Below are 25917 nucleotides of genomic sequence, written 5' to 3'. Positions count from 1 at the left end.
ACAAAATTGTATAATAAGGTTGGTATTAACAAAATGAACCGGGAGGGGAATATATGCGCAGAATGAAAAAGATGATGGTTATGCTGTTCCTGATTTTGACCCTTGGCTTGCTGGCGGCGCCTGTTTCGGCAATGGTGGATTACTATGACTTCTACAAAGTGGTTAAACTCACTGTTGGGGAAAACCTGTCTCATATAAATGAACGTCCCTACTACTCTGACCAGGCTCCTTACATAGATTCGGGAAGGACTCTCGTTCCCCTGCGATTTATTGCTGAAGCTCTGGATGCATATGTTGACTGGCTGCCATCTACCAGGACGGTTTTGATTGAAACTGATTCCGGAACCGTTATCAAGGTTGCCATAGGAAGCAAAACAGCCTTTGTTGATAATAAACCCCAGGCTTTGGACGTTCCTGCGGTCATCAAAGGAGGACGTACCTTTGTACCACTCAGATTTGTAGGGGAAGCCATGGGGGCAAATGTAGACTGGGATGCAGCAGCCCGCAAAATTACAGTTATCAATGTGGATACCTCAGACTGGGAAGAATATATTGAGCCTGTGACAGGCAGTTCTGTTCTATTTCCCGAAGGGGACTGGGAATCAATTTCCGAAGGAAGCGCCCTGATTATTGAGAGTCCTGAGGAGACAGAATTTGAATTAACTTATGACAACAGAGACCTGGCCACTGTCATAAAATTAAAGAAAGAACTGTTGCTTTCAGAAGGATGGACTCTGGAAAGTGAAACAAGCACCTCCCTGAGGCTGACCAAGGCTAATGTATATGTGAGTTCGGTTCCGTATACCTACATATTTTCGGCCCGGAAAGCAGGCAGCGGGAACATGGTCTACAGTGTTGAAACCAATTCCGAAGCCATGGAACAGGATTTGGCAGTAGTCGACAAAATTATTGCCACAATGGTAATTAAAACACACTGGTAATTAAAAGTTGACTTTCTATTACCCATCTGATACACTAAATAAAAATATCTCCTTTAAATTAGTCCGAGAGGCTAGTAAGGGAACATAGTAGTTATTTATTTTGGGGAAACTATGCCTGCTTGCGTCTCAGTAAGCAGGCTTTTTAATGTGCAGTTTTTGTAGTTAAGTATGCTAATTGAGTGTAGATTTGCCGGTGTTCTAAAATCCAACTGGACAGGTGGTGATAAAATGCTCAGTGAAAAAGCGGTAATTCTTGATGCTGATGGAATCCGCAGGGCGCTAACCAGGATAGCTCATGAGATTATTGAGCGGAACAAGGGTGTGGAAGAAGTTGCCTTGATTGGTATCCGCAGGCGCGGTGTTCCCCTTGCTGAACGCCTGGCTAAAAGGATAAAGGAAATTGAGGGCAAGGATATTCCGATAGGGGTTCTGGACATTACCCTTTATCGGGATGATCTGACAACTATCACTCAGCAGCCGGTAATTCACCGGACAGATATTTCCTTTGCAGTCGATAACAGGACACTGGTTCTTGTTGATGATGTGTTATTTACCGGAAGGACGATAAGGGCGGCTCTGGATGCAATTATCGACCTGGGAAGACCCAATTCCATTCAACTGGCGGTGCTTGTTGACAGAGGCCACCGGGAGCTGCCGATAAGAGCAGATTATGTTGGCAAGAATGTTCCCACTTCAAAGAAAGAAATCATTTCGGTATATCTTTCCGAAATAGATAAAGATGATAAAGTTGTTATTGAAGAGGATACCGGATAACCCTTTAAACTGGTCCTGTGAGGCCAATAAGGGCAGGTAGACGTTTTAATGCATTTACCTCCTTATTGGCTTGTCAAGAGCCGGTAAGGAGTTTTTTGTTTCCCGGGCGTTACGAGTAAGCTCTGGAAATGACCGGGGTGCATATGGTGAGGCATTGCACCGATTTTTCCGCACTGCCGCCTATGAGTCTAAGCTGCCACCCCCCGGCAACAAGGCAGCGTCCCCGAACTCGATGGCTCATTGGGCTTTTTTTACAAGATGGCCGCCTCTCGTTTTGGCAGGCCAAAACTTCCCGGCGGCCTTCGCCATCTTCGGACATGCGGGGACTCTCTGCCTTGTTGCCGGTGCTTTGCAGCAAGACTCACAACGCCTGTGCAAGGAAAAAACTTGTGCAACACCTCACCATAAGCGACAGTTATTTCCAGAGCAACTCGTAAAGGGGAAGCCAAAAAGTATAATGATATAAAAGGAGGGGACAGCAATGGGGCTGAACCGGAAAGACCTTTTGGGGATAAGGGATTTGTCAATAGAGGAAATCGGACTTATTCTGGAAACGGCTGAACCGATGAAGGATATCATCGGCAGGCAGATTAAGAAGGTGCCGACCCTTAGGGGGAAAACCGTAATTAACCTTTTTTATGAACCCAGCACGAGGACCAGGACATCATTTGAACTTGCCGGGAAGTATATGAGTGCTGACACTATCAATATCAGTACCTCAACAAGCAGTGTGGTCAAGGGTGAGACCCTGAAGGATACCGGGAAAACTCTTGAAGTAATGGGGGCAGATGTAGTTGTTATCAGGCATTCCGCTTCGGGCGCTCCTCATATCCTGGCAAAACACCTCTCGGCAGCTGTGATAAATGCCGGGGACGGTTTTCATGAACATCCAACCCAGGCGCTTTTGGACATGTTCACCATAAAAGAGAAAAAAGGCAGACTTGAAGGGCTTAAGGTGGCGATTGTAGGTGATATCATGTTCAGCAGGGTGGCCCGGTCAAACATCTGGGGACTTACCAGGATGGGGGCCGAGGTGCGGGTAATAGCTCCGGCTACGCTGCTGCCGCCTGATATTGGGAAGCTGGGGGTGACGCCTTATACCTCCATTGCAGAGGGACTGCGCGATGTGGATGTGGTAATGGTGCTCCGGATGCAGTTGGAGAGGCAGCAGAAAGGGTTATTCCCCACCATCAGGGAGTATTCCCGACTGTATGGAGTAACTGCGGAGAGGTTAAAGCTGGCATCCCCTGAGGCTCTGGTGATGCACCCAGGCCCCATGAACAGGGGAATTGAGATTGCCCCTGATGTTGCTGACGGCATCCAGGCCGTTATAAATGAGCAGGTCACCAACGGAGTTGCCGTAAGGATGGCCTTGCTGTATCTGCTGACAGGAGGAGGTAACCCCCATGAAGCTGTTAATTAAGGGCGGAAAAGTAATCGATCCGGTTAACGGAATTTCTCAGGACGCTGATGTCCTTGTTGATAAAGGAAAGATCGCTGCGGTAGACAAAAATATTGCTGCTGACGGGGCAGAAGTGGTTGAAGCAGTCGGTAAGCTGGTGATGCCGGGTTTTATTGACATGCATGTCCATCTGCGGGAACCCGGTCTGGAGGCCAAGGAGACTATCGCTAGCGGAACCAGGGCTGCGGCCATGGGAGGTTTCACCGGTGTGGCCTGTATGCCTAATACAAATCCGGTCATCGACAATCAGGCCTTGGTGGAGTTCGTCAAATTCAGGGCTGCCGGCGAAGGGGCAGTAAATGTTTTTCCCATAGGAGCAGTCACCAAGGGCTCCAAGGGTGAAGAGCTTGCGGAAATTGGTGATATGCGGCTGGCCGGGGCTGTGGCCATATCTGATGACGGCAGGCCTCTAATGAATGCCCAGGTAATGAGGCTGGCCATGCAGTATGCGGCTATGTTTGGGATGCCGGTTATTTCTCACTGTGAGGATCTGAACCTTGTCGCCGACGGGGTGATGCACGAAGGCTACTTTTCCACGGTTTATGGTCTTAAGGGAATTACCAGGCTGGCTGAGGAGGCTATGGTTGCCAGAGATATCATGCTGGCAGAGCTGACAGGCGCCGGGCTCCATATTGCCCATATCAGCACTGCAGGTTCGGTTGAACTGGTCAGAATGGCTAAAAAGAAGGGAATCCGGGTTACTGCAGAGGCCACCCCGCACCATTTCAGCCTGACTGATGAGATTGTAGGCGGCTTTGACACAGCTACCAAGGTTAACCCGCCGCTGCGCGGCGAAGCCGATGTCAGGGCGGTCAAAGAAGGACTCCGGGACGGGACCATAGATGTCATTGCAACTGACCATGCTCCACATACGGTTGAGGAAAAGGATGTGGAATATAACTATGCGCCTTTTGGCATAGTCGGGCTGGAGACTGCTGTTGGGTTGGCTTTCCGGGAACTGGTCAGACCGGGAGTCCTGAGCCTGGAAGAACTGGTTATGAAGATGAGTGTTAACCCGGCACGTATTCTGAGTCTGGAAGGTAAAGGACACCTGGGAGTCGGTACAGATGCCGATATTACAGTGGTTGACCCTGAACTGAAGGAGATTGTGGATGTAAACAGCTTTGCCTCTAAGGCCAAGAACTCTCCATTCGGAGGGTGGGAACTTATTGGCATGCCTACAACAACCATAGTCGGAGGACAGCTTGTGATGCATAAACGGAAGCTTCTGGTCTGACCGTATTAACAGAATCAGCATGTAGTTACCGGATGTTTAGCGAACCGTTTTAGATAATATACTCTGGGGGGATTGGCTAATGAAGGCAGCACTGGTCCTTGAGGACGGCACCGTTTTTGAGGGTAAGGGGTTTGGAGCGGAAACTCAGAATTTTGGCGAGATAGTATTTAATACCAGTATGACAGGGTATCAGGAGATTCTGACAGACCCTTCCTACTGTGGACAAATTGTTACCATGACTTATCCTCTGATTGGAAATTACGGGATAAATCCTGAAGATTTTGAGTCCAGGAAACCCTTTGTCCTGGGTTTTGTGGCCAGGGAGTTCTGTGAGCTTCCCAGCAACTGGAGGTCTGAAAAGACTGTTGTCGAGTACCTCAAGGAAAACGGTATTCCCGGTATTTGTGGAATAGACACCCGGGCGCTTACCAGGCGGCTGAGAAATCACGGGACGATGGGGGCTGTAATTGCTGCCGGTGACAGTATTGACGTGGCGGAAATGAAGCAGCGGGTAATTGGCCAACCGGACCTGATGGGTTCTGACCATGTCCTCAAAGTAACCATCAAAGAAAGTTATGTCATGTCAAATAAGGGTTACCGGGTTGTCCTGATGGACTTTGGGGCCAAGCTGAACATTGCCAGGTCGCTCCATGACCTGGGCTGTGAAGTTATTGTGGTACCTGCCGCTACAACTGCCAATGAAGTCCTGGCCCTTAAACCGGATGGCATCATGCTGTCAAATGGGCCCGGGGATCCGGAGAATGTTCCTTTTGCTATTGAAACAGTGCGGCAGTTGATCGGAGAAATACCTATGTTTGGTATCTGCCTTGGTCACCAGATTATTGCCCTGGCCCTCGGAGGCAGGACTTACAAGCTGAAGTTTGGGCACAGGGGGGCTAACCATCCGGTTAAGGATCTGGCTACCGGAAAGGTGCACATTACCTCACAGAACCACGGGTTTGCCGTGGCCGCAGACTCAGTTCCTCAGGATGAAGTCGTGGTATCCCATATTAACCTTAATGATGGTACAGTGGAAGGCCTGAAGCACAAATCGCTTCCTGTATTCTCGGTCCAGTACCATCCTGAGGCTGCTCCGGGACCGTGGGATTCTGAATACCTGTTTGGCCAGTTTATGCAGCTCATTTCGCAGGAGAGGAGATAGAACTATGCCCATTAAAGAAGGAATAAAAAAGGTAATGGTTATCGGTTCCGGACCAATAATTATCGGCCAGGCTGCGGAATTTGACTATGCCGGCACTCAGGCCTGTCAAGCCCTCCGGGAGGAAGGCATGGAAGTGGTGCTGGTAAACAGCAACCCGGCTACCATTATGACAGATGCCAATATTGCTGACAGGGTATATATTGAACCCCTCACACCTAAGTTTGTGGCCCGGATTATCAGGAAAGAAAAGCCTGACGGGCTGCTCCCCACCCTGGGTGGGCAGGTAGGCTTGAACATAGCGGTTGAGCTTGCGGAGCAGGGTGTTCTCGCTGAGGAAGGGGTAGTGCTCCTGGGGACCCCTCTGGAAACTATTAAGAAGGCCGAGGACCGGGAGCTGTTCAAAGCCATGATGCAGGAAATAGGGGAGCCCATTCCCGACAGTACTATTGTTGACAATGTTGAGGATGCGGTGGCCTTTGCTGAAGATGCAGGTTACCCGGTGATTGTCCGTCCCGCTTATACCCTTGGCGGTACCGGGGGCGGAATCGCCAATGATGTTGAAGAACTCAGAGCATTCGCCACCAAAGGGCTGAAGCTCAGCATGATTAAGCAGTGCCTGATTGAGCGCAGTGTGGCCGGCTGGAAGGAAATAGAATATGAGGTTGTCAGGGACGGCAATGATAATTGCATTACCATCTGTAATATGGAAAACATTGATGCGGTTGGGATTCATACCGGGGACAGTATTGTTGTGGCTCCTTCACAGACCCTTGCTGATAAGGAATATCAGATGTTAAGGACGGCATCATTGAAGATAATCAGAGCCCTGGGAATTGAGGGGGGCTGTAATGTCCAACTGGCCTTAAATCCCGACAGCTTTGAATATGTTATCATAGAAGTCAACCCCAGGGTGTCCAGATCCAGCGCCCTGGCTTCAAAGGCGACGGGCTTTCCGATTGCCAAGGTGGCTTCAAAAATTGCCATCGGATTTACCTTGGACGAAATTCGGAATACAGTTACCGGAAAGACTTATGCGGCTTTTGAGCCCGCCCTTGACTACATTGTTGTCAAAATACCCCGCTGGCCATTTGACAAATTTGCTTTTGCTGACCGTTATCTGGGTACTCAAATGAAAGCAACCGGTGAGGTTATGGCTATTGACCGGACCTTTGAGGCAGGGCTGATGAAAGCCATTCGCTCACTGGAGATTGGAGTTTTCGGCCTTTCCCTGAAGGGGATAGACAGGATGCCACAGGAAGCGCTGGAGAAAAAGATCAGAATTGCTGATGATGAGAGGATTTTTGCTGTGGCGGAGGGGTTGCGCCGCGGGATGAATGTTGAGTCTCTGAACGAAATGTCAAAAATAGATGTCTGGTTCCTGGAGAAAATAAAGAATCTGATTGATTTTGAAACGGAACTTACGAAGGGCGTAGAAGCCGGGGGAAGCAGTTTCCTGACGGAAGATGTGATGACAAGAGCAAAACACCTGGGTTTTCCTGACATATATATATCTCAGTTGACTAATCTGGATGAGAAGGAAATTAGAGAGCTCAGGAAGAATTACGGACTGCAGCCGGTTTATAAAATGGTAGACACCTGTGCCGCTGAGTTTGAGGCGGTGACACCATACTATTACTCGACATATGAGGAGGAAAACGAGGCCATCCCGACCGAACGCCGCAAGGCTGTTGTGCTGGGGTCAGGGCCTATTCGTATCGGTCAGGGCATTGAGTTCGACTATTGTTCGGTGCATTCGGTCTGGTCCCTGAGAGAAGAGGGAATTGAAACCATTATTATCAATAACAACCCAGAGACTGTAAGTACTGATTTTGATACCTCTGACAGGCTCTATTTTGAACCACTTATTCCGGAGGATGTCTTAAATATCATTGAACTGGAAAAACCTGAGGGTGTGGTTGTCCAGTTTGGCGGCCAGACTGCTATCAACCTTGCCGAGACTCTGGCAGAAGCAGGGATAAAGATACTGGGCACACCTGTTAAATATATTGATATGGCTGAAGACCGTGATAAGTTCGACCAATTGCTGATGGAACTGGGTATTCCCAAACCTCCGGGCAGGACGGCCACATCGGTGGCAGATGCCCAGGTGATTGCTGAGGGAGTAGGCTTTCCCGTCCTGGTACGGCCATCATACGTACTGGGAGGCCGGGCGATGGAAATTGTATATAATCAGGCTGAGCTGTTGGAGTATATGACCTCAGCGGTTAATGTCTCACCGAGGCATCCGGTGCTGGTTGACAAGTATATGATAGGCAAGGAAATCGAGGTTGACGCTATTTCCGACGGCGAGGACGTCCTGATTCCCGGGATAATGGAGCATATTGAAAGGGCCGGAGTTCACTCCGGGGACAGTATCGCTGTTTATCCGGCGCGCAGCCTCAACAGCAAACAGGCTGCGGATTTGGTTGATTATACTACCAGGCTGGCAAGGGCGCTCCATGTCAAAGGGCTCATCAATATCCAGTATGTACTCCATGATGAGCAGTTATATGTCATTGAGGTAAACCCGCGCTCCAGCCGGACAGTACCCTACCTCAGCAAAATTACCGGGGTCCCGATGGTAAATGTGGCCACCAAAATGATTCTTGGTAAAACCCTGAAGGAATTGGGATATCAAAACGGGCTGTACCCCGCCCCTGACTATATAGCTGTTAAGGCCCCGGTATTCTCTTTTGCCAAACTGCTCCGCGTAGATACGTCCCTTGGTCCGGAAATGAAATCAACCGGGGAGGTAATGGGCTTTGATACCGACTTCTCCATGGCCATGTATAAAGCCGTGGTAGCAGCCGGGCTGGATATTCCCAGGAAGGGTACTATTTTGGCAACGGTTGCTGATAAGGATAAGGATGAAGTAATGCCTGTCCTAAAGGGCTTTGTTGATCTGGGATTCAGGCTGGCAGCCACATGTGGTACCGCAAAGGTCATCAGTGAAGCCGGTCTGCCTGTGGAAAAAGTAAACAAGATAAGAGAAGGTTCTCCCAACATTATAGATATTATCAGACAGGGCAAAATTGATCTGGTCATCAATACCCTGACCAGGGGTAAGATGCCGGAACGCGATGGCTTCCGTATAAGAAGGGCGGCAGTGGAACATGCTATTCCATGCCTGACTTCACTTGATACCACAAATGTTATCCTTAGTGTGCTGCAGTCACTGGAGCAAGGGAAAGATTTTGCCATAATTCCATTGCAGGAATATCTGAGTTAAGCGGTTTCGGCTTTTTTGGGGGTGGCCGGCGGTAAATGACCACTGGCCACTGACCACTGGCCACTGACCACTGGCCACTGACGCATAGTACAGACCGGTCTGCGGACTTTCGGGGGAGGGATAGATACTGTTGCTAACGTTCCGGTATGGTATTATACTGATTGCGGCAATAATAATTTTGTTTTCTTTATGGTACAGGGAACGGTATGCCTTAAGGGTAAGGAAGTACAGTGTCTGCCTGGCAAACCTGCCTGAAGGTCTCGCCGGGTTCACTGTACTCCACCTTAGTGACCTTCACGGAAAACGGTTTGGGAAAGCGCAGCAAAAACTGCTGTACCTTATCAGACAACAGCAGTTTGATATGATTGCCATTACCGGTGACCTGGTAAATAAATTCAACCCTGACTTTGGTCCTGCAGTGGAACTCATTGAACAGCTACCGGACAAGCCGGTATATTTTGTTCCCGGCAACCACGAGTGGACCACAGGTTTTCGGCAGAGGGAAAAGCTTGTGCAACTGGGAGTCCGGATATTGGATAATAAGGCTGAAAGGGTCGGAGAAGATGAAGGTTACCTCTGGGTACTGGGTGTAGATGACCCGCATACCGGAAGGGACAGGCTTGATGAGGCTTTAAAGGCAGCCGGGGAAGAGCCGGGAGCATCGCCGGCGCCGCGGGTATTGCTGGCCCATTCGCCCAATATCTTCCCTGAGGCAGCTGCCGCAAAGGTTGATGTGGTGCTGGCCGGGCACACTCACGGGGGACAGGTGAGGTTCCCGCTGGTTGGCGCTGTTTTTACGCCTGGCCAGGGGTTATTCCCCCGATGGAATTATGGCAGGTACCAATCAGGCCCTTCCACGATGATAATCAACCCGGGACTCGGGGAGAGCGATCTGCCCATAAGATTAAATATTAAACCGGAAATTGTGCTGGTTACTCTGCTGCCTGCTGACAGAAACCAGGAGCGGAAAATCATTTACGGAAGGGGATGTTGATTTGAAGCTGCCGGAATTTAAGTTAGAAAGGTTTTTTGCCAAATATGAGTTCAGTGTCCGTTTTCTGTTGAGTGCATCTGACTGTGAGAGCCTGACCATGGCTGAAATGCTGGCAATGGCCGATGCTCACAGCTTACGGTTGTGGGAAAACCTGGGTCTTGGATATACGGAATCAGCGGGGCATCCTGATCTGCGCGAAGCTATAGCAAGACTTTACCCGGGCATCTCTGCTGATGATATCATGACAGCCGCTCCGGAAGAGGGGATTTTTATTGCCTTGAACACCATTCTGGATAAGGGTGACCATGTGATTGTGATTCACCCCGCTTACCAGTCCCTTTATGAGATCCCGGAATCCCTGGGCTGCACGGTGACCCGGTGGGGCCTTCAACCCGGAGGCGGTTCATGGCATCTGGACCTTGATGCCCTGGAAAAGGATTTCCGGCCGGAAACCCGGCTGATTATTGTTAATTTCCCGCACAATCCTACCGGTTATCTGCCCACAAGGGCAGAATATGACCGGATTATTGAATTGGCACGCAGTAGAGGGATATACATATTTTCCGATGAGATGTACCGGTTATTGGAGTTTGACATTACCGGGCGCCTTGATGCAGTGGCTGCCCGTTATGAAAAAGGGATTACCCTGTCAGGACTCTCCAAGGCTTTCGGGGTTCCCGGACTAAGAACAGGCTGGCTGGCAACCCGTGACCGGGCGCTTCTGAAAAGGTTTGCCTCTTTCAAGGATTATACCACCATCTGCGGCAGTGCACCCTCAGAGGTCCTGGCCATTATGGCACTGGAGGCAAAAGATAAGATCATTGCCAGGAATATGGAGATCATTAGTAGAAATAAGGCTGTTGCGGAAGAATTTTTTACCAGGTATCCGGACCTGTTTACCTGGATACCACCTATGGGAGGTTCAGTGGCCTTCCCAATGCTGGAGCGGCGCATGCCGGCAGAGGGGTTTTGTGAAGAAATTGTCCGCAGCAAAAATGTCATGATACTTCCCGGGTCGGTTTTTGATTTCGGCGGTAACCACTTCAGGGTGGGCCTGGGGAGACGGGATTTCCCCGCAGCCCTTGGCCTGGTCGCTGATTACGTGGCAGGCCGTTGACTACCAATATGTGAGGTGAGTTCACAAGCATGTCTTATTCTGGATTAGGTGAAGTTGTTGTCAATACGAAAGTTGGGCCGGAGCATTTTCTTATGAGGGTATATGTCCCTCAATTAACAAAACTGGCCAAGCCCGGGCAGTTTGTCCATGTTCGCTGCAGCAGCGGTCTGGACCCGCTGCTGAGAAGGCCCATCAGCCTTCATGGGATTGATTATGGCAAAGGAACCATAAGTCTTCTTTACCAGGTCGTTGGCACAGGGACCCGCCTGCTGGCGGAGATGGCCCCCGGTGACGAGATAGATGTTATGGGGCCTCTGGGAAAAGGGTTTACAGTACCTGATGGGATTAAAAAGGCGCTGGTAGTGGGTGGAGGTATCGGGGTGGCTCCCTTGTTTCCCCTCATCCACAGCCTGAAACATTATGGAATTCAACAGACTGTACTGCTGGGAGCACGGTCTGCAGATTTTATCATCGGAAGGGAACAGTTGGAGTTACTTGGTGTAAAAGTGAAGATAGCTACAGATGACGGCAGTCTTGGTTACAAAGGTTTTGTCACCCTACTGGCTGAAGATGAAATATCTGGCGGCACACCTGATTATTTCTTTGCCTGTGGCCCCAATCCCATGCTTAAAGGGCTGATCAGCCTGACCAAAGGGTTTGGGCTCAGCGGCCAGGTTTCCCTGGAGGAATATATGGGCTGCGGAGTGGGCGCTTGTCTGGCCTGTGTGTGTAAAAGCAAAACTGCTGCCGGCAGGGAGCCGGATGATTCAGCAGAGGGCTTTGAGTATAAAAAGGTATGTGTAGATGGCCCGGTTTTTGAGGCGAGTGAGGTGATTCTGGATGACTAACCCGACAGATAACCCGACAGATATCCCGGCAGATAACCTTGCTGTTAAACCTGCTGTTAAACCTGCTGTTAACCTGGGTGTTAACCTGGGTGGGCTGCAGATGAAAAACCCGGTAACAACAGCTTCCGGTACCTTTGGATTTGGTCCGGAATATGCGCCATATGTTGACCTTAACAGGCTTGGTGCTATTACTGTAAAAGGCACTACCCTGGAACCCCGGAAGGGCAACCCGACCCCCAGGATTGCCGAGACCCCTGCCGGCATCCTTAACTGTATAGGCCTGCAGAACCCCGGGGTGGATCACTTTATCGAGGAAGACCTGCCATATCTCAGGAATTACGATACACCGGTCATTGTTAATATTGCCGGCAATTCACTGGATGATTATGCAGAGGTTACCCGGCGGCTGTCCGGGGCCCAGGGCGTATCTGCCCTGGAGGTCAATATTTCCTGCCCCAATGTGAAGCAGGGCGGGATGGTTTTTGGTACTGACTGTCTTATGGCTGCAGAGGTAATCCGGGTGGTCAGGGAAAACACCACACTTCCCCTGATTGCCAAGCTGTCACCCAATGTGACAGACATAGTCGAAATAGCCGGGAGAGTTGCCGAAGCGGGGGCAGATGCCCTGGCTTTGATCAACACCCTGCTGGGCATGAAAATAGATATCAGGTCCAGGAAACCGTTTCTGGGCAATGTTATGGGCGGACTGTCAGGTCCGGCTATCAGGCCGGTGGCTGTCCGGATGGTGTGGCAGGTTGCTCAGGCTGTCAGGATGCCCATCCTGGGAATGGGCGGCATTATGAATGCAGAGGATGCCATTGAATTCATCCTGGCCGGGGCCGCTGCGGTTGCTGTGGGGACGGCCAACTTTGTTAAACCCGGGGCAACTATGGAGATCATTGCCGGGATTGAACAATATCTGAAAGACAATGGCATTACAGATGTAAATGACCTGGTGGGGGCCGCCTGGAAATAATATGGAGGTGAACGATATGTCTGTAAAAGACAGGCTGATTATAGCTCTTGATGTGGATACTGTAACAGAGGCGGAAAAACTTGTCGCAATGCTGCAGGACCATGTAGGGGTATTTAAGATCGGGATGCAGCTGTTTAACAGTGAAGGGCCTGATGTTGTGAAGCGGATTCACAGCCTTGGCGGCCGGGTTTTTCTTGACCTGAAGCTGCATGATATTCCCAATACGGTGGGTAAGGCAGGAGCTGTGCTGACCCGGATGAAGGTATTTATGTATAATGTACATACAGCCGGTGGGTCAGAAATGATGCAAAAGGCTGTGGAGTTTACCGCAGCGGAGAGCGCCAAATCCGGTGAGCCAAAGCCGCTGGTAATCGGTGTCACTGTTCTGACCAGTATTAATCAGAAGATCCTGAATGATGAAATGGGCGTTTCCGGAACTGTGGCTGACCAGGTTGTCCGCTGGGCCAGGCTGGCACAAAGTTCAGGATTGAACGGCGTGGTGGCTTCCCCCAAAGAGATTTCCGCTATCAGGGCAGCCTGCGGGCCGGATTTCGTGATTATTACTCCCGGGGTGCGTCCGGCGTGGGCGGCGGTAAATGACCAGAAACGGGTGATGACACCGGCAGAGGCAGTTAAGGCAGGCGCCAGTTACCTGGTGGTTGGCAGGCCGATAACAGGGGCTGCTGACCCAGTTGAGGCAGCTAAAAGAATAGTTGATGAAATGGAGGAGGGGTTAAATTGTTAACCGAGGAACAGGCTATCGAAATTTTCACTAAATCAAAAGCTCTTCTTACAGGGCATTTCAGGTTGACTTCAGGGAGGCACAGCAGCCAGTATATGCAGTGTGCCCAGGTCCTGCAGTACCCTGAATATGCTTCCCGATTGTGCCGTGACCTTGCAGAGAGGTTTGCGGGCGTCAAAGTGGATACAGTTATCGGCCCCGCCCTTGGCGGAATCATCGTAGCCTACGAGGTCGGCAGGGCAATGGGGGTCAGGACAATATTTACCGAACGGGAACAGGGGGTAATGTCACTAAGACGGGGATTTGTCATTGAACCGGGTGAAAAGGTTCTGGTTGTGGAGGATGTGGTCACCACAGGGGGCTCTGTCAAAGAGGTAATTGAAGTAGTGCGCCAAAAAGGCGGCGAGGTTGTCGGAGTTGGCGTTCTGGTTAACCGCAGCAATGGTAAGGTGGACTTTGGCGTCAAAGCTGAAGCCGTGCTCTCGATGGAAATTCAGTCTTATGACCCTGAGGACTGCCCTTTGTGCAGAGAAGGCCTTCCTGTGATAAAACCGGGCAGCAGACAGGTATAAAGATTTGTTCCCGATAAAATGCAGTGAGTCAGCCTTGCAAAGGCTGACTCACTGCATTTATTACGGTTTCGGTTCCACAAAGACAGTCTTCTGACTGTCATAAATAACCATCCCGGGTTTGGCGCCTTTTGGTTTGCGGACATTCTTCCGCAGCGTATAATCCACAGGTACTTTTGACGATTCCCGACCCCGGGAATAGTATGCGGCCACCTCTGCAGCCCTTTCGATGACATTGTCGGGAACGCCGGCAGTTTGGGGGCTCCTGACAACAATATGGGAACCCGGGATATCCTTGACGTGCAGCCAGAGGTCGTCCGGCTGGGCCAGCTTCATGGTCAGGTAGTCGTTTTGTCGGTTGTTACGGCCCACCAGGATTTCGAAGCCTTCCTCTGTTTTTATTTTCATAGGTTCCGGTTTGGAAGCCTGCGCTTCCTGTTTTTTGGGCCCTCTGGGGCCGGGTTTTTCCGGTTTAATGTACCCTTCCTTGATAAGCTCTGCTCTTATTTCCTTAAGCTCAGTCATGTTTTCGGCCTGCTCAGCGGCAGTAACAACAGATTCCAGATAATCCAGTTCAGCTTCGGTCTCCTGAAGATAGTTCCGGGCAATTACGCCTGCCTGGCGGGCCTTAGTGTATTTCTTGAAATATAGTTGGGCATTTTCTGCTGTGGAAAACCTGGGGTTCAGAGGGATCAGCACTGTTTTTCCCTCAGGGTCATAATAATTCTCCAGTTCAACAGTATCGGTACGTTCCGGTATCTGGAACAGATTTGCGGTAATTAATTCACCAAAAATCTTTAGCTGTTCGGCATCAGCGGCCTTCTTCAAATTCAGGGTGTGTATGGAATGCTTTTTTCCGGTTTTCTTAATTTCATTTTTCAAGGTTTTCAGCAGGTTGGCTGCTTCCTGCCGGAATTGTTCCCGGCGTTCCTTTACCGAATAGAATTCGTCAATGACCTCACTGATGCCCCCCTGTTTGCAGCAGGCTTCAGGAATATGGGTCAAGCTTATGGCTGAGAAGGCAGCCGGAGCGCCGTCGGAATAGCAGACCACCGGTTGAAAAACTCCTGACCGGAGTTGTTCCCGAATTGTTTCAAAGGAGCTCCAGAGCCGGTTCAGCTCCAGTTCACCAAGAAACTGACACCCGGTATCGGGCTCAAGACCCGCCCGGGCAGCTATCTCTCTGCAGGTTTGCGGGCTGAGCCCGTCAAAGCTGTTAAGCAGTATTTTCTCAACAGACAGGTCCTGGGAGGGATTCCACAGCTTTGAGCGGAAAAGGTCTTCGGTTACAATAGACGGGTCCTGCTTTTCTGATTCCGGCGGGGAAACATACTGCCTGCCGGGCAGTATTTCGCGGTGTCTGCTGGTGGCATATGAATAACGGTTGATCCCGTCAAGGATAGTGTTGGAACTGGGATTAACCAGGATAATATTACTGTGTTTTCCCATTACCTCGCAGATCAGTGTTTTTTCCGCCAGGATGCCCAGTTCGTCTGCCGCCTCTACCCGTATTTTAAGAATTCTTTCCAGACCCGGCTGTTCCACACCAAAGATTTTTCCTCCTTCAAGGTGCTTTCTCAGGACCATGCAAAACAGGGGAGGGGTCAGGGGATTCTCCCTCACGGTTTTGGTAACATGGATCCGGGCCTTGCCGGCATCTGCCGATATCAGGAGCCGGTATTTGGTGCGGTCCTTGTGAATTACCAGGAGTATTTCCCTAGCTAGGGGCTGATAAATTTTCTCAATCCGGCCGCCAATGACGATTCTATTGAGTTCTTCGCGGACAGCGGCCATTACCAGTCCGTCAAAAGCCATTTGATCACCCCTCCTTTTCTTGGAATAGAATGAAAAACTTTCGGTCATTATAGTATAACACTCTATTGAAAAACCAGTCAATTCGCCTGCCGTAAACTGCTATATATTGTATACAATTGTGTGGGGTGTTGCAAAACGGAAAAAGTTGTTATAAGATATTGAAATAGATATATGCCTCTAATGCTTGGCTCAAAGGTATGAAGGTATAAAATGGCGCGCGCAGCGGAACTGAAAGGCGCGCGCCGATTAATGGAAGGGGGTGGAAGAATGAAGTTTACTAAGATGCAGGGACTGGGTAATGACTTTGTCCTGGTTAATTCTTTAGAATATGACCTAACAGGAGATTTGGGTGAATTATCGCGGAAAGTTTGTGACAGGCATTTCGGTGTCGGAGCTGACGGTCTGGTATTAATTCTTCCCTCCCGGGAAGCCGACATCCGGATGCGGATATTTAATCCTGATGGCAGTGAGCCTGAAATGTGTGGGAATGCGATAAGGTGTTTTGCCAGGTATGTTTATGAACAGAATATTGTCAGGAAAAGGGCGCTTACGGTGGAAACCCTTGCCGGCATAATTATTCCTGAATTAGTCCTGGATGGCGAAACTGTGACTTCAGTTAAGGTGGACATGGGTGAACCGCGTTTGGAGCGAGGATTAATCCCCATGGAGGGCGCTGCCGGCAGGGTAGTTGATGAACCTGTAGCGGTAGATGAAGAGAAATACAGGGTAACGTGTGTATCAATGGGAAATCCCCATTGTATTACTTTTGTCAGTGATGTAAATAATGTGCCCCTGTCACAGGTTGGTCCGGCACTGGAAAGTCACCCGGTTTTTCCCAGGAAGACAAATGTTGAATTTGTACACGTGCTTAACAGGCAGGAGGTTAATATGAGGGTCTGGGAGCGGGGAGCCGGGGAGACCCTGGCTTGCGGCACAGGTGCCTGTGCTACCGGGGTAGCGTGTGTTTTGAACAGTCTCACCGACAGGAAGGTAACGGTTCACCTGGCAGGTGGTGACCTCGTTATTGAGTGGGCGGAGAATAACCATGTTTATATGACCGGCCCGGGTGAATACGTATTTACCGGAGAATATTAAGGCAGACAGACCGGCTGCTGCCCATAAATACAAGGAGGTTGTTTATTAAGTGGAAGAGGCAAAGAGAATTAAACAGTTACCACCATACTTGTTTGCCCGCATTGAAAAGACTATTGAAAAGGCAAAAGCCGAAGGGGTTGACGTTATCAGCCTGGGGATCGGTGATCCTGACCGGCCGACTCCCGGACATATTATTGATAAGCTTTGTGAGCAGGCACATAACCCGGAGAATCACCGCTACCCGTCTTCAGTGGGAATGCTCAAGTACCGTGATTCAGTAGCACAATATTATAAGGAAAGGTTTGGGGTTGACCTTGATCCTAAAAGCGAAGTGGTCACCCTGATAGGTTCGAAAGAAGGCATTGCCCATATTTCACTATGCTACCTGGACCCCGGTGATGTTGCCTTGATTCCTGACCCTGGTTATCCCGTATATGGAATTGGCGCCCTGCTGGCAGGGGCAGAGTCGTATGCAATGCCTTTAAAGGCAGAAAACGGTTTCCTGCCTGACTTGGATGCAATACCGGAGGAAATTGCTCAAAAGGCAAAACTAATGTTTATTAATTACCCCAATAATCCTACCGGGGCAATTGCCAACGATGATTTTTACAGGAAAGTAATCGAATTTGCCCGGAAGTATGATGTGATTGTATGTCATGATGCGGCTTATCAGGAAATCGCCTTTGACGGATACAGGCCACCCAGCTTTTTAGAGTATCCCGGAGCCAAGGATGTTGGTATTGAGTTTGGCTCACTTTCAAAATCCTTTAACATGACCGGATGGCGGATTGCCTGGGCTGTTGGTAATTCCCGCGTGGTTGAGGCCCTTGGCAGGATTAAGTCAAACATAGATTCCGGGGCCTTCCAGGCAGTACAGTATGCTGGGATAGCTGCCCTGTCAGGCCCGCAGGATTGTCCGGCTGAAATGAGCGAAGTATATAAGGAAAGGGCTAAAATTGTTATTGACGGATTGAACAGCATGGGTTGGAACCTGGATATGCCAAAAGCGACTATTTATCTATGGGTGCCCGTGCCCAAGGGATATACCTCAATATCCTTTGCTGAGATGGTGTTTGCAAAGTCCGGGGTGGTTATTACTCCAGGCAATGGTTACGGTGAATACGGGGAAGGTTTCTTCCGGATTGCCCTGACAGTGGAAAAGGAGCGCATAGAAGAAGCCATTGGCCGTTTCAAGAAGAGTATCGGACCATTAGAATTTTAAGACGGATATTGGACCACCGGAGTTTTGAAAAAAACTGTAACATAGACGAGGCTGTCCCACATAAGAATAGTGGGGCGGCCATTTCTTTCGGGAGAGACAGCGGATTTGTCCGTAGAGTTATACGTGGTGTTGCAGGAAAAAGCGGTAGAATGTAGAAATATAGGAAATGCCAAAGGAGATATTTTGATTTTTTTTGATTTTAAAAGGAGTTTTTCATATTAAGTAGAACTATAATTTTTGTGTAGGATCTGGAAATAATGAGTAACAAAAAGAAAACAGCAATTAGACACAAAATTTTGCATAAAGCAGTACATAATAAGACAAAAAGGGGTTGAATAAATACAGATATGGTGAAAAGTATGACCGGCTACGGCAGGGGCGAAAACGAAACTCAGGAAAAGGCCTTTACGGTGGAAATAAGGTCCGTAAACCACAGGTTCTGTGAAGTTGTAGTAAGAATGCCCAAGTATTACATAGCCCTGGAGGATCGTATCAGAAAATTGATTCAGGAATATGTCTCCAGGGGCAGGCTGGATGTTTTTATAAATGTCAGCGATTTGGGCAGGGGAAATAAGTCAATTCAAGTTGACAAAGACCTTGCAATGGCTTATTATAATGCATTGGAGGATTTAGGAGAAACACTGGGAATTTCGGATAAACCCGGAATAATAGATATAGCAAGACTTCCGGATGTGATTGTAACCGAAGATGTCCCGGATGATCTCGACATTATCTGGCCAGTCCTGCAAAAAGCGGTTGAGGAAGCCGTGGAGAAGATTGTGGAAATGCGTACAACTGAAGGCAGCAGGCTGAGAGAAGATTTGCTCATGCGCGCCGGCAGACTGGAGCAGTACACTGAAACAATAACCGGGAGAGCTCCGGCAGTTGTCTCCGAATACCGCGAAAAACTGAAATTGAGGCTGAAGGAATTGGATGCGGAGGTTGATATTGATGAAGCCAGGCTAGCCTCTGAGATTGCTGTTTTTGCTGATCGCAGCAACATATCTGAGGAACTGGTCAGGCTCAGAAGCCATTTTGAGGAACTTCGGACAACACTTTCACAGGACGAACCTGCCGGCAGAAAACTTGATTTTCTGGTCCAGGAGCTTAACCGGGAGTTCAATACAATTGGCTCCAAGGCCAATGATGTTAACATAACCTCCATGGTAATAAAAGCAAAGAGTGAAGTGGAGAAAATAAGAGAACAGGTGCAGAATATAGAATAACTGTGAGCAATACGTACTTTTTCGAGTAAAAGGAGGTTTGTCGGGGAAAATATTATAAAGTACCTGCAGAAGACAGGTTTTTACTAATTCCATTTGAGGAGGAAGATTTCATGGATATCAAATTAATCAATATCGGTTTTGGCAATATCGTTTCTGCCAACAGGATTATTGCAATCGTCAGCCCGGAATCGGCGCCAATAAAAAGGATCATTACCGAAGCCCGTGATCGCGGTATGCTGATTGATGCGACATATGGACGGAGGACCAGGGCTGTTATCATTACTGACAGTGACCACGTCATTCTATCGGCTGTTCAGCCCGAAACAGTTGCTCACCGGCTGTCAAACAAGGATAATTCGCACCAGGAAGACCCGGCAGACTAAGAGTCAACAGCAGGCGAAAGCCGGTCAATACCGGAGGTCTGTTGATTTGAAGGAGAACCTGGCCGATAAAAAATTTAATAGAGGGGAATGGTGGTATGACAGTACCGGGTTTGCTTATTGTGATTTCAGGTCCGTCGGGTACAGGAAAAGGGACTATTTGCAAGTCCCTCTTAAAGCGGAGACCTGATATATTTCTTTCGGTTTCTGCCACTACCAGACTACCTAGAGCCGGAGAAACCGATGGAAAGGAATATCACTTTAAGGATAAAACAGATTTTGAAGCAATGCTGGCCCGGGATGAGTTCCTGGAATGGGCGCCGGTATATGATAACTATTACGGGACTCCCAAAACCCCGGTTGACGAAGCTTTAGCTCAGGGCCGTGATGTATTGCTGGAAATAGATATTAAGGGCGCTCTTAAAGTAAAGCAAAAAGCTCCGGATGGTATATATATTTTTGTGATTCCACCGTCCATGGAAGCGCTCAGAGCGCGGATAACAGGCAGAGGTACCGACTCGATGGAAGTTATTACCAAAAGATTGGGCAAGTCCATGGAGGAATTATCTCACCTGCATGAATATAATTATGTAGTGGTAAATGATATTTTAGAAGAGGCAGTGGATAAGGTGGAGTGTATAATTGTCGCTGAAAGCAGCCGTACCAACAGGTACCGGATTCAGCGTGATGCTGGTCCGGAGGCGCCGCTCCTGGCAGATAAGCTTTCTTAACAGAAAAAGCCAGCCGGACAGGACTGGAACAAAGAATTGGTGAGGGGGTAAAAAATGAAGCAGCCTTCTTTGGATGATTTGATGAAACACGTAGACAGTAAGTATACTTTGGTTGTAGCTGCAGCGAAAAGGGCCAGAGAAATTACCGAAGGGATGCCCAAGCTTGTTGAATCCGATTCTTATAAACCTGTTTCTGTAGCTCTTGAGGAAATTTCTGAAAATCTGATTCAGTATGAGAGAACCAAAGCAGGGATTAAGTAATCTCCCGCCCGGAAAAGTTGGTGAAGGCTGATGTTGACAGGAAAGTGCATAGTTATTGGGATAACCGGGGGTATAGCTGCCTATAAGACTCCCGACCTGGTCAGCAGGCTTGTTAAGACAGGTGCAGATGTCCATGTGGTCATGACTGAAGCTGCCACACGGTTTATCACGCCGCTGACCCTGCAGACGATATCCCGGAACCCGGTGACAACAGGTATGTTTGAAACACCCGAAAAGTGGGAAGTAAAGCATATCTCCCTTGCTGACAGGGCCGATCTGCTGGCAGTTGTGCCGGCTACAGCAAACATTATCGGCAAGGTCAGCGCCGGTATAGCTGACGACATCCTGTCTACAGTAATCATGGCAACAAAGGCTCCGGTTCTTTTTGTACCGGCCATGAATGTACATATGTATGAAAATCCCGTTTTTCAGAGTAATCTCAAAAAGCTGGCATCTTATGGATGCCGTTTTCTCGAACCGGACGTAGGAGGGCTTGCCTGTGGCTATGAGGGCAAAGGACGGCTGCCCGGTTTGGATATTATTTTTGAGGAAATTGCCGGTCTGGTTAGTAAATCCGGCGATTTCTCAGGGAAGACATTTTTGATAACAGCCGGGCCTACCAGGGAATACCTGGACCCGGTTAGGTTTCTGTCCAACGGCAGCACCGGAAAAATGGGATATGCCATTGCCGGGGCGGCACGCAGCAGAGGAGCCAGGGTAATACTTGTGTCAGGACCGGTGAACATCCCGGCGCCGCAGGGTGTGGAGCACATTCCTGTATTAAGCGCCAGGGACATGTTTGCGGCGGTGAAGGAGCATTATCAGGAGGCTGACATAATCGTCAAGGCTGCCGCGGTAGCTGATTACAGCCCTAAAGAAAGCTTTGCCAACAAAATGAAGAAGGGTCCGGGCGACCTGGAGGTAATTTTTGAAAGGACGCCTGATATCCTGCACTATCTCGGAGAAAACAAGGGTAAACAGGTCTTGGTGGGGTTTGCTGCAGAAACTGATAATGTAGTGGAAAATGCCATCAAAAAGATTACAGCAAAAAATCTTGATTTAATAGTTGCCAATGACATTACTCAGCGTGGGGCCGGTTTTGGTACAGATACTAATATTGTAAAGTTAATCTACAAAGACGGGCATATGGAGCAAATTGATAAAATGGCAAAAGAGGAAGTTGCCCACCGAATTTTGGACAGGCTCATAGCTGTGTTTTAAAACATTAGGGCAAATCCTTGAATATAAAGGAAAAGATATTTTCGAAGGAAGACTTTTCCGCAAGACTTAAAATCATTGAAGGAGGGATATTCTTGGCAAAAAGACTTTTTACATCTGAATCTGTAACTGAAGGCCATCCTGATAAGATAGCCGACCAGATTTCTGATGCAGTACTTGATGCAATCATTGAGCAGGATCCTATGGCCAGAGTTGCCTGTGAAACCGCAGTAACCACCGGTCTGGTCCTGGTAATGGGGGAAATTACTACTAAATGTTACGTGGATATCACCAAAGTTGTCAGGGAAACTATCAGGGAGATTGGATATACCAGAGCCAAATACGGTTTTGATTGTGATACCTGTGCGGTGATTACTTCTATTGATGAACAGTCACCTGATATAGCAATGGGAGTGGACAAGGCTCTGGAGGCAAAATCCGGTGAAATGTCAGACACTGAGATTGAAGCAATCGGCGCCGGCGACCAGGGGATGATGTTTGGCTATGCTTCCAACGAAACCCCGGAATTGATGCCCTTACCCATCTCGCTGGCTCAAAAACTCACCAGAAGACTGTCAGATGTCAGGAAAAAGAGAGAACTCACTTTTCTCAGGCCTGACGGCAAGAGCCAGGTGACTATCGAGTATGAGGGCGATACCCCCAAAAGAGTCGATACTGTAATTATCTCTACCCAGCATAAACCTGATGTTTCCATGGATACAATCAGGGAAGGCATCATCGAAAAAGTAATCAAACCAGTGATTCCGGTCGAATTAATGGATGAGAAAACAAGGATTCTGGTCAATCCCACCGGGAGGTTCGTAGTTGGCGGGCCACAGGGGGATGCCGGGGTTACCGGCAGGAAAATAATTGTCGATACATATGGCGGGATGGCGCGTCACGGCGGCGGAGCCTTTTCCGGCAAAGACCCCACAAAGGTTGACCGGTCGGCAGCATATGCCGCCCGTTATGTGGCCAAGAATATCGTTGCCGCTGGCCTGGCCGGGCGCTGTGAGGTCCAATTGGCTTACGCCATTGGGGTAGCCCAGCCGGTATCCATAATGGTGGAAACCTTCGGAACCGGCAAACTGGAAGAGGAAAAAATGGTTGAATTGGTCAGAAAACACTTTGACCTGAGACCGGCAGGCATTATCAGGGATCTTGACCTGAGAAGACCTATTTACAGGCAGATTGCTGCATTTGGACATTTTGGCAGGACTGATGTAGACCTGAAATGGGAGAAAACCGACAAGGCAGAAGCTCTCCGGAAAGATGCCGGAATTTAAATATTGCGACCCAAAAGGCACAGAAGTGGGTGTCCCATGTAAAAATGGGATACCTTTTTTTGTGCAGGTTGTTAGGAGGTTATAAATCAAATTGTGACATTGGTGGAAAAAGAAGGGATTATAGGGAGGTTTGGAGAAAAAGAAATTATTATTGAAGGCGGAAGTTTGATTTGAGGCGGCTATAGGTGGCATAAACGAAAGCTTTGGGCGTAAATGCGGGAGTTAGATGAAATTGTGCTATCGGAGTATTCTTTGGGGTCAAAAAATATATTGATTTTTGGGAAGGTGGTCATTCAATGAACGCATCCGAAACAAAGTTACAGCCAATTATTGAAGGGACGAAACAGTACGTTGTTCCTCTTTTTCAGCGTTCCTACAGTTGGGATAAAAAGGAATGGGAGATTTTATGGAATGATTTAATAGAATTAAGTGAGATGGAAAATCCTCGTGACCACTTCATAGGCTCAATAGTCACCATGCCTACTACTTCGGTACCTGAAGGTGTAGCAAAGTACCTATTGATTGATGGTCAGCAGCGTCTTTCAACGATTTTCATATTGCTTACTCTTCTACGCGATCAGTTAACTAAAATTCAACAAAATGAACTGGCCGAAGAGATAAATAATACGTTGCTAGTTAATCCATATAAAAAGGAGTCAGACCATTATAAACTCTTGCCAACACAGGTTGACCGGGCTTCTTTTAAAAAGTTAATAGACTCAGAACCTATTCTGCCTGAAGATAAAGTTACAGAAGCATATAAATACTTTGAAAGAAAAGTTAAGCAGAGTAATATTGACTGCCAAACCCTACAAAAAGTTATTTCTAGTTATTTGTCAGTGGTAAGTATTGTTCTTGACCCAGAAGATAATCCTCATTTGGTTTTTGAGAGTCTTAATGCAAAAGGAAGACCGCTGACTCAGTCTGATTTGATTCGTAACTATTTCTTTATGCGGATTCATATTAACGACCAGGAAAATGTTTATTCTGATTACTGGAAACCTATGCAAGAGGGTCTTGGGGACAATTTAACTGAATTTATACGTCATTATTTGATGAGAACTGGCTCCAAGGTTAAGCAAAGTGATGTTTATTTATCGCTTAAAGAGCTTGTTGGTCAGGAAGATGCACTTAATCATCTAAAAAACCTTTCGAGGTTTGCAGAATACTACCAAAAGCTTCTTTGTCCCGATAATGAAACCAATTTAGGGGTGAGGAAAGCTTTACAGCGCATCAATCGAATTGAGGTAACTACAGCATATCCTTTCTTATTGAATTGTTACGATGATTACGCTCAAACTAAAATCTCGGACGATGATTTTATAGAAATTCTTAAAGTAATAGAAAACTTTATGATTCGTCGTTTTGTTTGTAACGTTCCCACCAACCAACTCAATAAAATATTCCCTCCCCTTTATACATCAATTAATAACAAAGAAACTGGAAGTTTTGTTGATAAATTAAAAGGTATCCTCCAATCAAAAGGTTATCCGAAGGATTCCGAATTTAAGGCTAGATTACAGGATTCAAACTTATATGGTACTGGTGACAGAGCAAGAAAGACGAAGATTATTTTAGAGAGCATAGAAGAGTCTTACAATCATAAGGAACAAGTGCCGTTTGAAGAATTAACTATTGAGCATGTGATGCCTCAAACTCTCACAGAATGGTGGCAAGACCATTTAGGAGATGATTGGGGGATAATACACGATTTACATCTACATACCCTCGGTAATCTAACATTAACCGCATATAACCCGGAATTGTCAAACGATGATTTTGAAAACAAGAGGATTCGGTTTACTGAAAGTCATCTTGAACTAAACAAATACTTTGTGGACAAGCTCTCTTGGAATAAGGAAGACATTTTAAGCCGTGCTAACTTTCTTGCTGAAAAAGCTTTGGAAGTTTGGCCGTATTTTGGGGATAAAAATTATGAATATAATGGGCATGCAGATGTTACCGGAACAACTCCTCAGGCCTTATGGATACTTGGTCAAAAATTCTCGGTAAATTCTTGGAGAGATGTCCTTGAGCAGACCACAAATACAATCGCGGAGCTAGAACCAGATAAGTTTGAACAGTTAATTCAGCAGTTTCCTCGCTTTATTGGACGAGACAAAAAAAAGTTCCGGGCAATTCGGGAGCTAAAGAATGGAGCCTTTATAGAAATTAACTTGTCAGCTCAGGTTATCCAAAAATTTTGTTTTCAAGCTATAGAAGCTATAGAATTAACAACTGATGAATGGCAGGTTGAGACTATAGAGTGAAGGAGATTACGGTTATTCATTGGGGAGGCACAACATCATCTAACATTTTAGCCGTGTTTCCGCAGTTGAGCATGCAAAAACACCGGCTAAGCACTGGCCCTACCGGCGTTAAGTCATTACTCAATATGCTCAATTGCGGCAACACGTGTTGGACGAAGCCGCGTGTTCAGAAACACTTATGGGGATTCAAAGTTTTGTAAACCCCGGCTAAACTCTTGATAACACAGAAAACCGACAGTATTCATACATAAAACGTCATTTGTGATATAATTTGGTAAAGCAATGGATGCACTTTCCCCCTCCCCAAAATCAGCAAAAATTTATGTAGTTAAGCCACAATGGGAGGGGAGCAGTTCCTGGGT

General features: G+C 47.9%; 22 protein-coding genes. 21 read left to right on the top strand and 1 reads right to left on the bottom strand.

Features of this window, described 5'->3' with window-relative positions; all coding sequences use genetic code 11:
* The first annotated feature begins 53 nt into the window (after positions 1–53).
* The 12 genes from Ga0451573_RS16845 (at position 54) to pyrE (ending at position 14054) form a co-directional block, all read left to right on the top strand.
* Positions 54–941 carry a copper amine oxidase N-terminal domain-containing protein gene (locus Ga0451573_RS16845; RefSeq protein WP_231685326.1) on the top strand — a complete coding sequence of 296 codons (888 nt, stop codon included), beginning with the start codon at positions 54–56 and terminating at the stop codon, positions 939–941.
* Positions 942–1169: 228 nt separating this feature from the next.
* Positions 1170–1715 carry a bifunctional pyr operon transcriptional regulator/uracil phosphoribosyltransferase PyrR gene (pyrR, locus tag Ga0451573_RS16840; RefSeq protein WP_231685325.1) on the top strand — a complete coding sequence of 182 codons (546 nt, stop codon included), beginning with the start codon at positions 1170–1172 and terminating at the stop codon, positions 1713–1715.
* A gap of 481 nt (positions 1716–2196) precedes the next feature.
* A complete protein-coding gene (locus Ga0451573_RS16835; protein WP_231685324.1) occupies positions 2197–3138 on the top strand; it encodes an aspartate carbamoyltransferase catalytic subunit in 942 nt (313 codons plus the stop codon).
* Entirely contained in the window at positions 3122–4414 is a 1293-nt protein-coding gene (locus Ga0451573_RS16830) for a dihydroorotase (protein ID WP_231685323.1), read from the top strand. The genes Ga0451573_RS16835 and Ga0451573_RS16830 overlap by 17 nt, the downstream gene beginning before the upstream one ends.
* A gap of 79 nt (positions 4415–4493) precedes the next feature.
* Positions 4494–5576, top strand: a complete 1083-nt coding sequence (gene carA, locus Ga0451573_RS16825; protein WP_231685322.1) for a glutamine-hydrolyzing carbamoyl-phosphate synthase small subunit — start codon at positions 4494–4496, stop codon at positions 5574–5576.
* 4 nt (positions 5577–5580) lie between these two features.
* Positions 5581–8805, top strand: coding sequence for a carbamoyl-phosphate synthase large subunit (carB, locus tag Ga0451573_RS16820; protein WP_231685321.1), 3225 nt, complete (start codon positions 5581–5583; stop codon positions 8803–8805).
* 130 nt (positions 8806–8935) lie between these two features.
* A complete protein-coding gene (locus Ga0451573_RS16815) occupies positions 8936–9799 on the top strand; it encodes a metallophosphoesterase (protein WP_231685320.1) in 864 nt (287 codons plus the stop codon).
* A 1-nt stretch (position 9800) separates the two neighbouring features.
* Positions 9801–10916, top strand: coding sequence for an aminotransferase class I/II-fold pyridoxal phosphate-dependent enzyme (locus Ga0451573_RS16810; RefSeq protein ID WP_231685319.1), 1116 nt, complete (start codon positions 9801–9803; stop codon positions 10914–10916).
* Positions 10917–11008: 92 nt separating this feature from the next.
* Positions 11009–11764 carry a dihydroorotate dehydrogenase electron transfer subunit gene (locus tag Ga0451573_RS16805; protein WP_231685318.1) on the top strand — a complete coding sequence of 252 codons (756 nt, stop codon included), beginning with the start codon at positions 11009–11011 and terminating at the stop codon, positions 11762–11764.
* A 100-nt stretch (positions 11765–11864) separates the two neighbouring features.
* Positions 11865–12740, top strand: a complete 876-nt coding sequence (locus tag Ga0451573_RS16800; protein WP_231685352.1) for a dihydroorotate dehydrogenase — start codon at positions 11865–11867, stop codon at positions 12738–12740.
* A 16-nt stretch (positions 12741–12756) separates the two neighbouring features.
* A complete protein-coding gene (pyrF, locus tag Ga0451573_RS16795) occupies positions 12757–13485 on the top strand; it encodes an orotidine-5'-phosphate decarboxylase (protein ID WP_231685317.1) in 729 nt (242 codons plus the stop codon).
* Positions 13479–14054: an orotate phosphoribosyltransferase gene (gene pyrE, locus Ga0451573_RS16790; RefSeq protein ID WP_231685316.1), complete on the top strand. Its 576-nt coding sequence runs from the start codon at positions 13479–13481 to the stop codon at positions 14052–14054. Before pyrF ends, pyrE begins: the two co-directional genes overlap by 7 nt.
* A 60-nt stretch (positions 14055–14114) precedes the next feature.
* Here pyrE and Ga0451573_RS16785 read toward each other — a convergent pair whose 3' ends face one another.
* Positions 14115–15866 (bottom strand): Rqc2 family fibronectin-binding protein, encoded by a 1752-nt coding sequence (locus tag Ga0451573_RS16785; protein ID WP_231685315.1) that lies wholly within the window; start codon positions 15864–15866, stop codon positions 14115–14117.
* Positions 15867–16133: 267 nt separating this feature from the next.
* Between Ga0451573_RS16785 and dapF the strand changes: the two genes are divergently transcribed.
* The 9 genes from dapF to Ga0451573_RS16740 all read left to right on the top strand — a co-directional run bounded on the left by dapF (position 16134) and on the right by Ga0451573_RS16740 (position 25555).
* Positions 16134–16961, top strand: a complete 828-nt coding sequence (gene dapF, locus Ga0451573_RS16780; protein WP_231685314.1) for a diaminopimelate epimerase — start codon at positions 16134–16136, stop codon at positions 16959–16961.
* 49 nt (positions 16962–17010) lie between these two features.
* Positions 17011–18183 (top strand): LL-diaminopimelate aminotransferase, encoded by a 1173-nt coding sequence (locus Ga0451573_RS16775; RefSeq protein ID WP_231685313.1) that lies wholly within the window; start codon positions 17011–17013, stop codon positions 18181–18183.
* A gap of 347 nt (positions 18184–18530) precedes the next feature.
* The gene (locus tag Ga0451573_RS16770; protein WP_231685312.1) at positions 18531–19409 is read left to right on the top strand and encodes a YicC/YloC family endoribonuclease; all 879 of its coding nucleotides are present in this window, start codon (positions 18531–18533) and stop codon (positions 19407–19409) included.
* A 110-nt stretch (positions 19410–19519) separates the two neighbouring features.
* Positions 19520–19792: an extracellular matrix/biofilm regulator RemA gene (remA, locus tag Ga0451573_RS16765; protein WP_231685311.1), complete on the top strand. Its 273-nt coding sequence runs from the start codon at positions 19520–19522 to the stop codon at positions 19790–19792.
* A 95-nt stretch (positions 19793–19887) separates the two neighbouring features.
* A complete protein-coding gene (gmk, locus tag Ga0451573_RS16760) occupies positions 19888–20520 on the top strand; it encodes a guanylate kinase (protein WP_231685310.1) in 633 nt (210 codons plus the stop codon).
* A 54-nt stretch (positions 20521–20574) separates the two neighbouring features.
* On the top strand, positions 20575–20781 hold the full coding sequence (gene rpoZ / locus Ga0451573_RS16755; protein ID WP_231685309.1) for a DNA-directed RNA polymerase subunit omega: 207 nt from the start codon (positions 20575–20577) through the stop codon (positions 20779–20781).
* A 30-nt stretch (positions 20782–20811) separates the two neighbouring features.
* On the top strand, positions 20812–22002 hold the full coding sequence (gene coaBC / locus Ga0451573_RS16750; RefSeq protein WP_231685308.1) for a bifunctional phosphopantothenoylcysteine decarboxylase/phosphopantothenate--cysteine ligase CoaBC: 1191 nt from the start codon (positions 20812–20814) through the stop codon (positions 22000–22002).
* A 92-nt stretch (positions 22003–22094) separates the two neighbouring features.
* Positions 22095–23285 carry a methionine adenosyltransferase gene (gene metK / locus Ga0451573_RS16745; RefSeq protein WP_231685307.1) on the top strand — a complete coding sequence of 397 codons (1191 nt, stop codon included), beginning with the start codon at positions 22095–22097 and terminating at the stop codon, positions 23283–23285.
* A 296-nt stretch (positions 23286–23581) separates the two neighbouring features.
* Entirely contained in the window at positions 23582–25555 is a 1974-nt protein-coding gene (locus tag Ga0451573_RS16740) for a DUF262 domain-containing protein (protein WP_231685306.1), read from the top strand.
* Positions 25556–25917 lie beyond the last annotated feature (362 nt).

This window comes from Phosphitispora fastidiosa, assembly GCF_019008365.1.
In the GTDB taxonomy this organism is placed as follows: domain Bacteria; phylum Bacillota; class Thermincolia; order Thermincolales; family UBA2595; genus Phosphitispora; species Phosphitispora fastidiosa.
The sequence above is the reverse complement of the archived record's forward strand: the minus strand, read 5'-3'. Positions and strand labels throughout refer to the sequence as shown.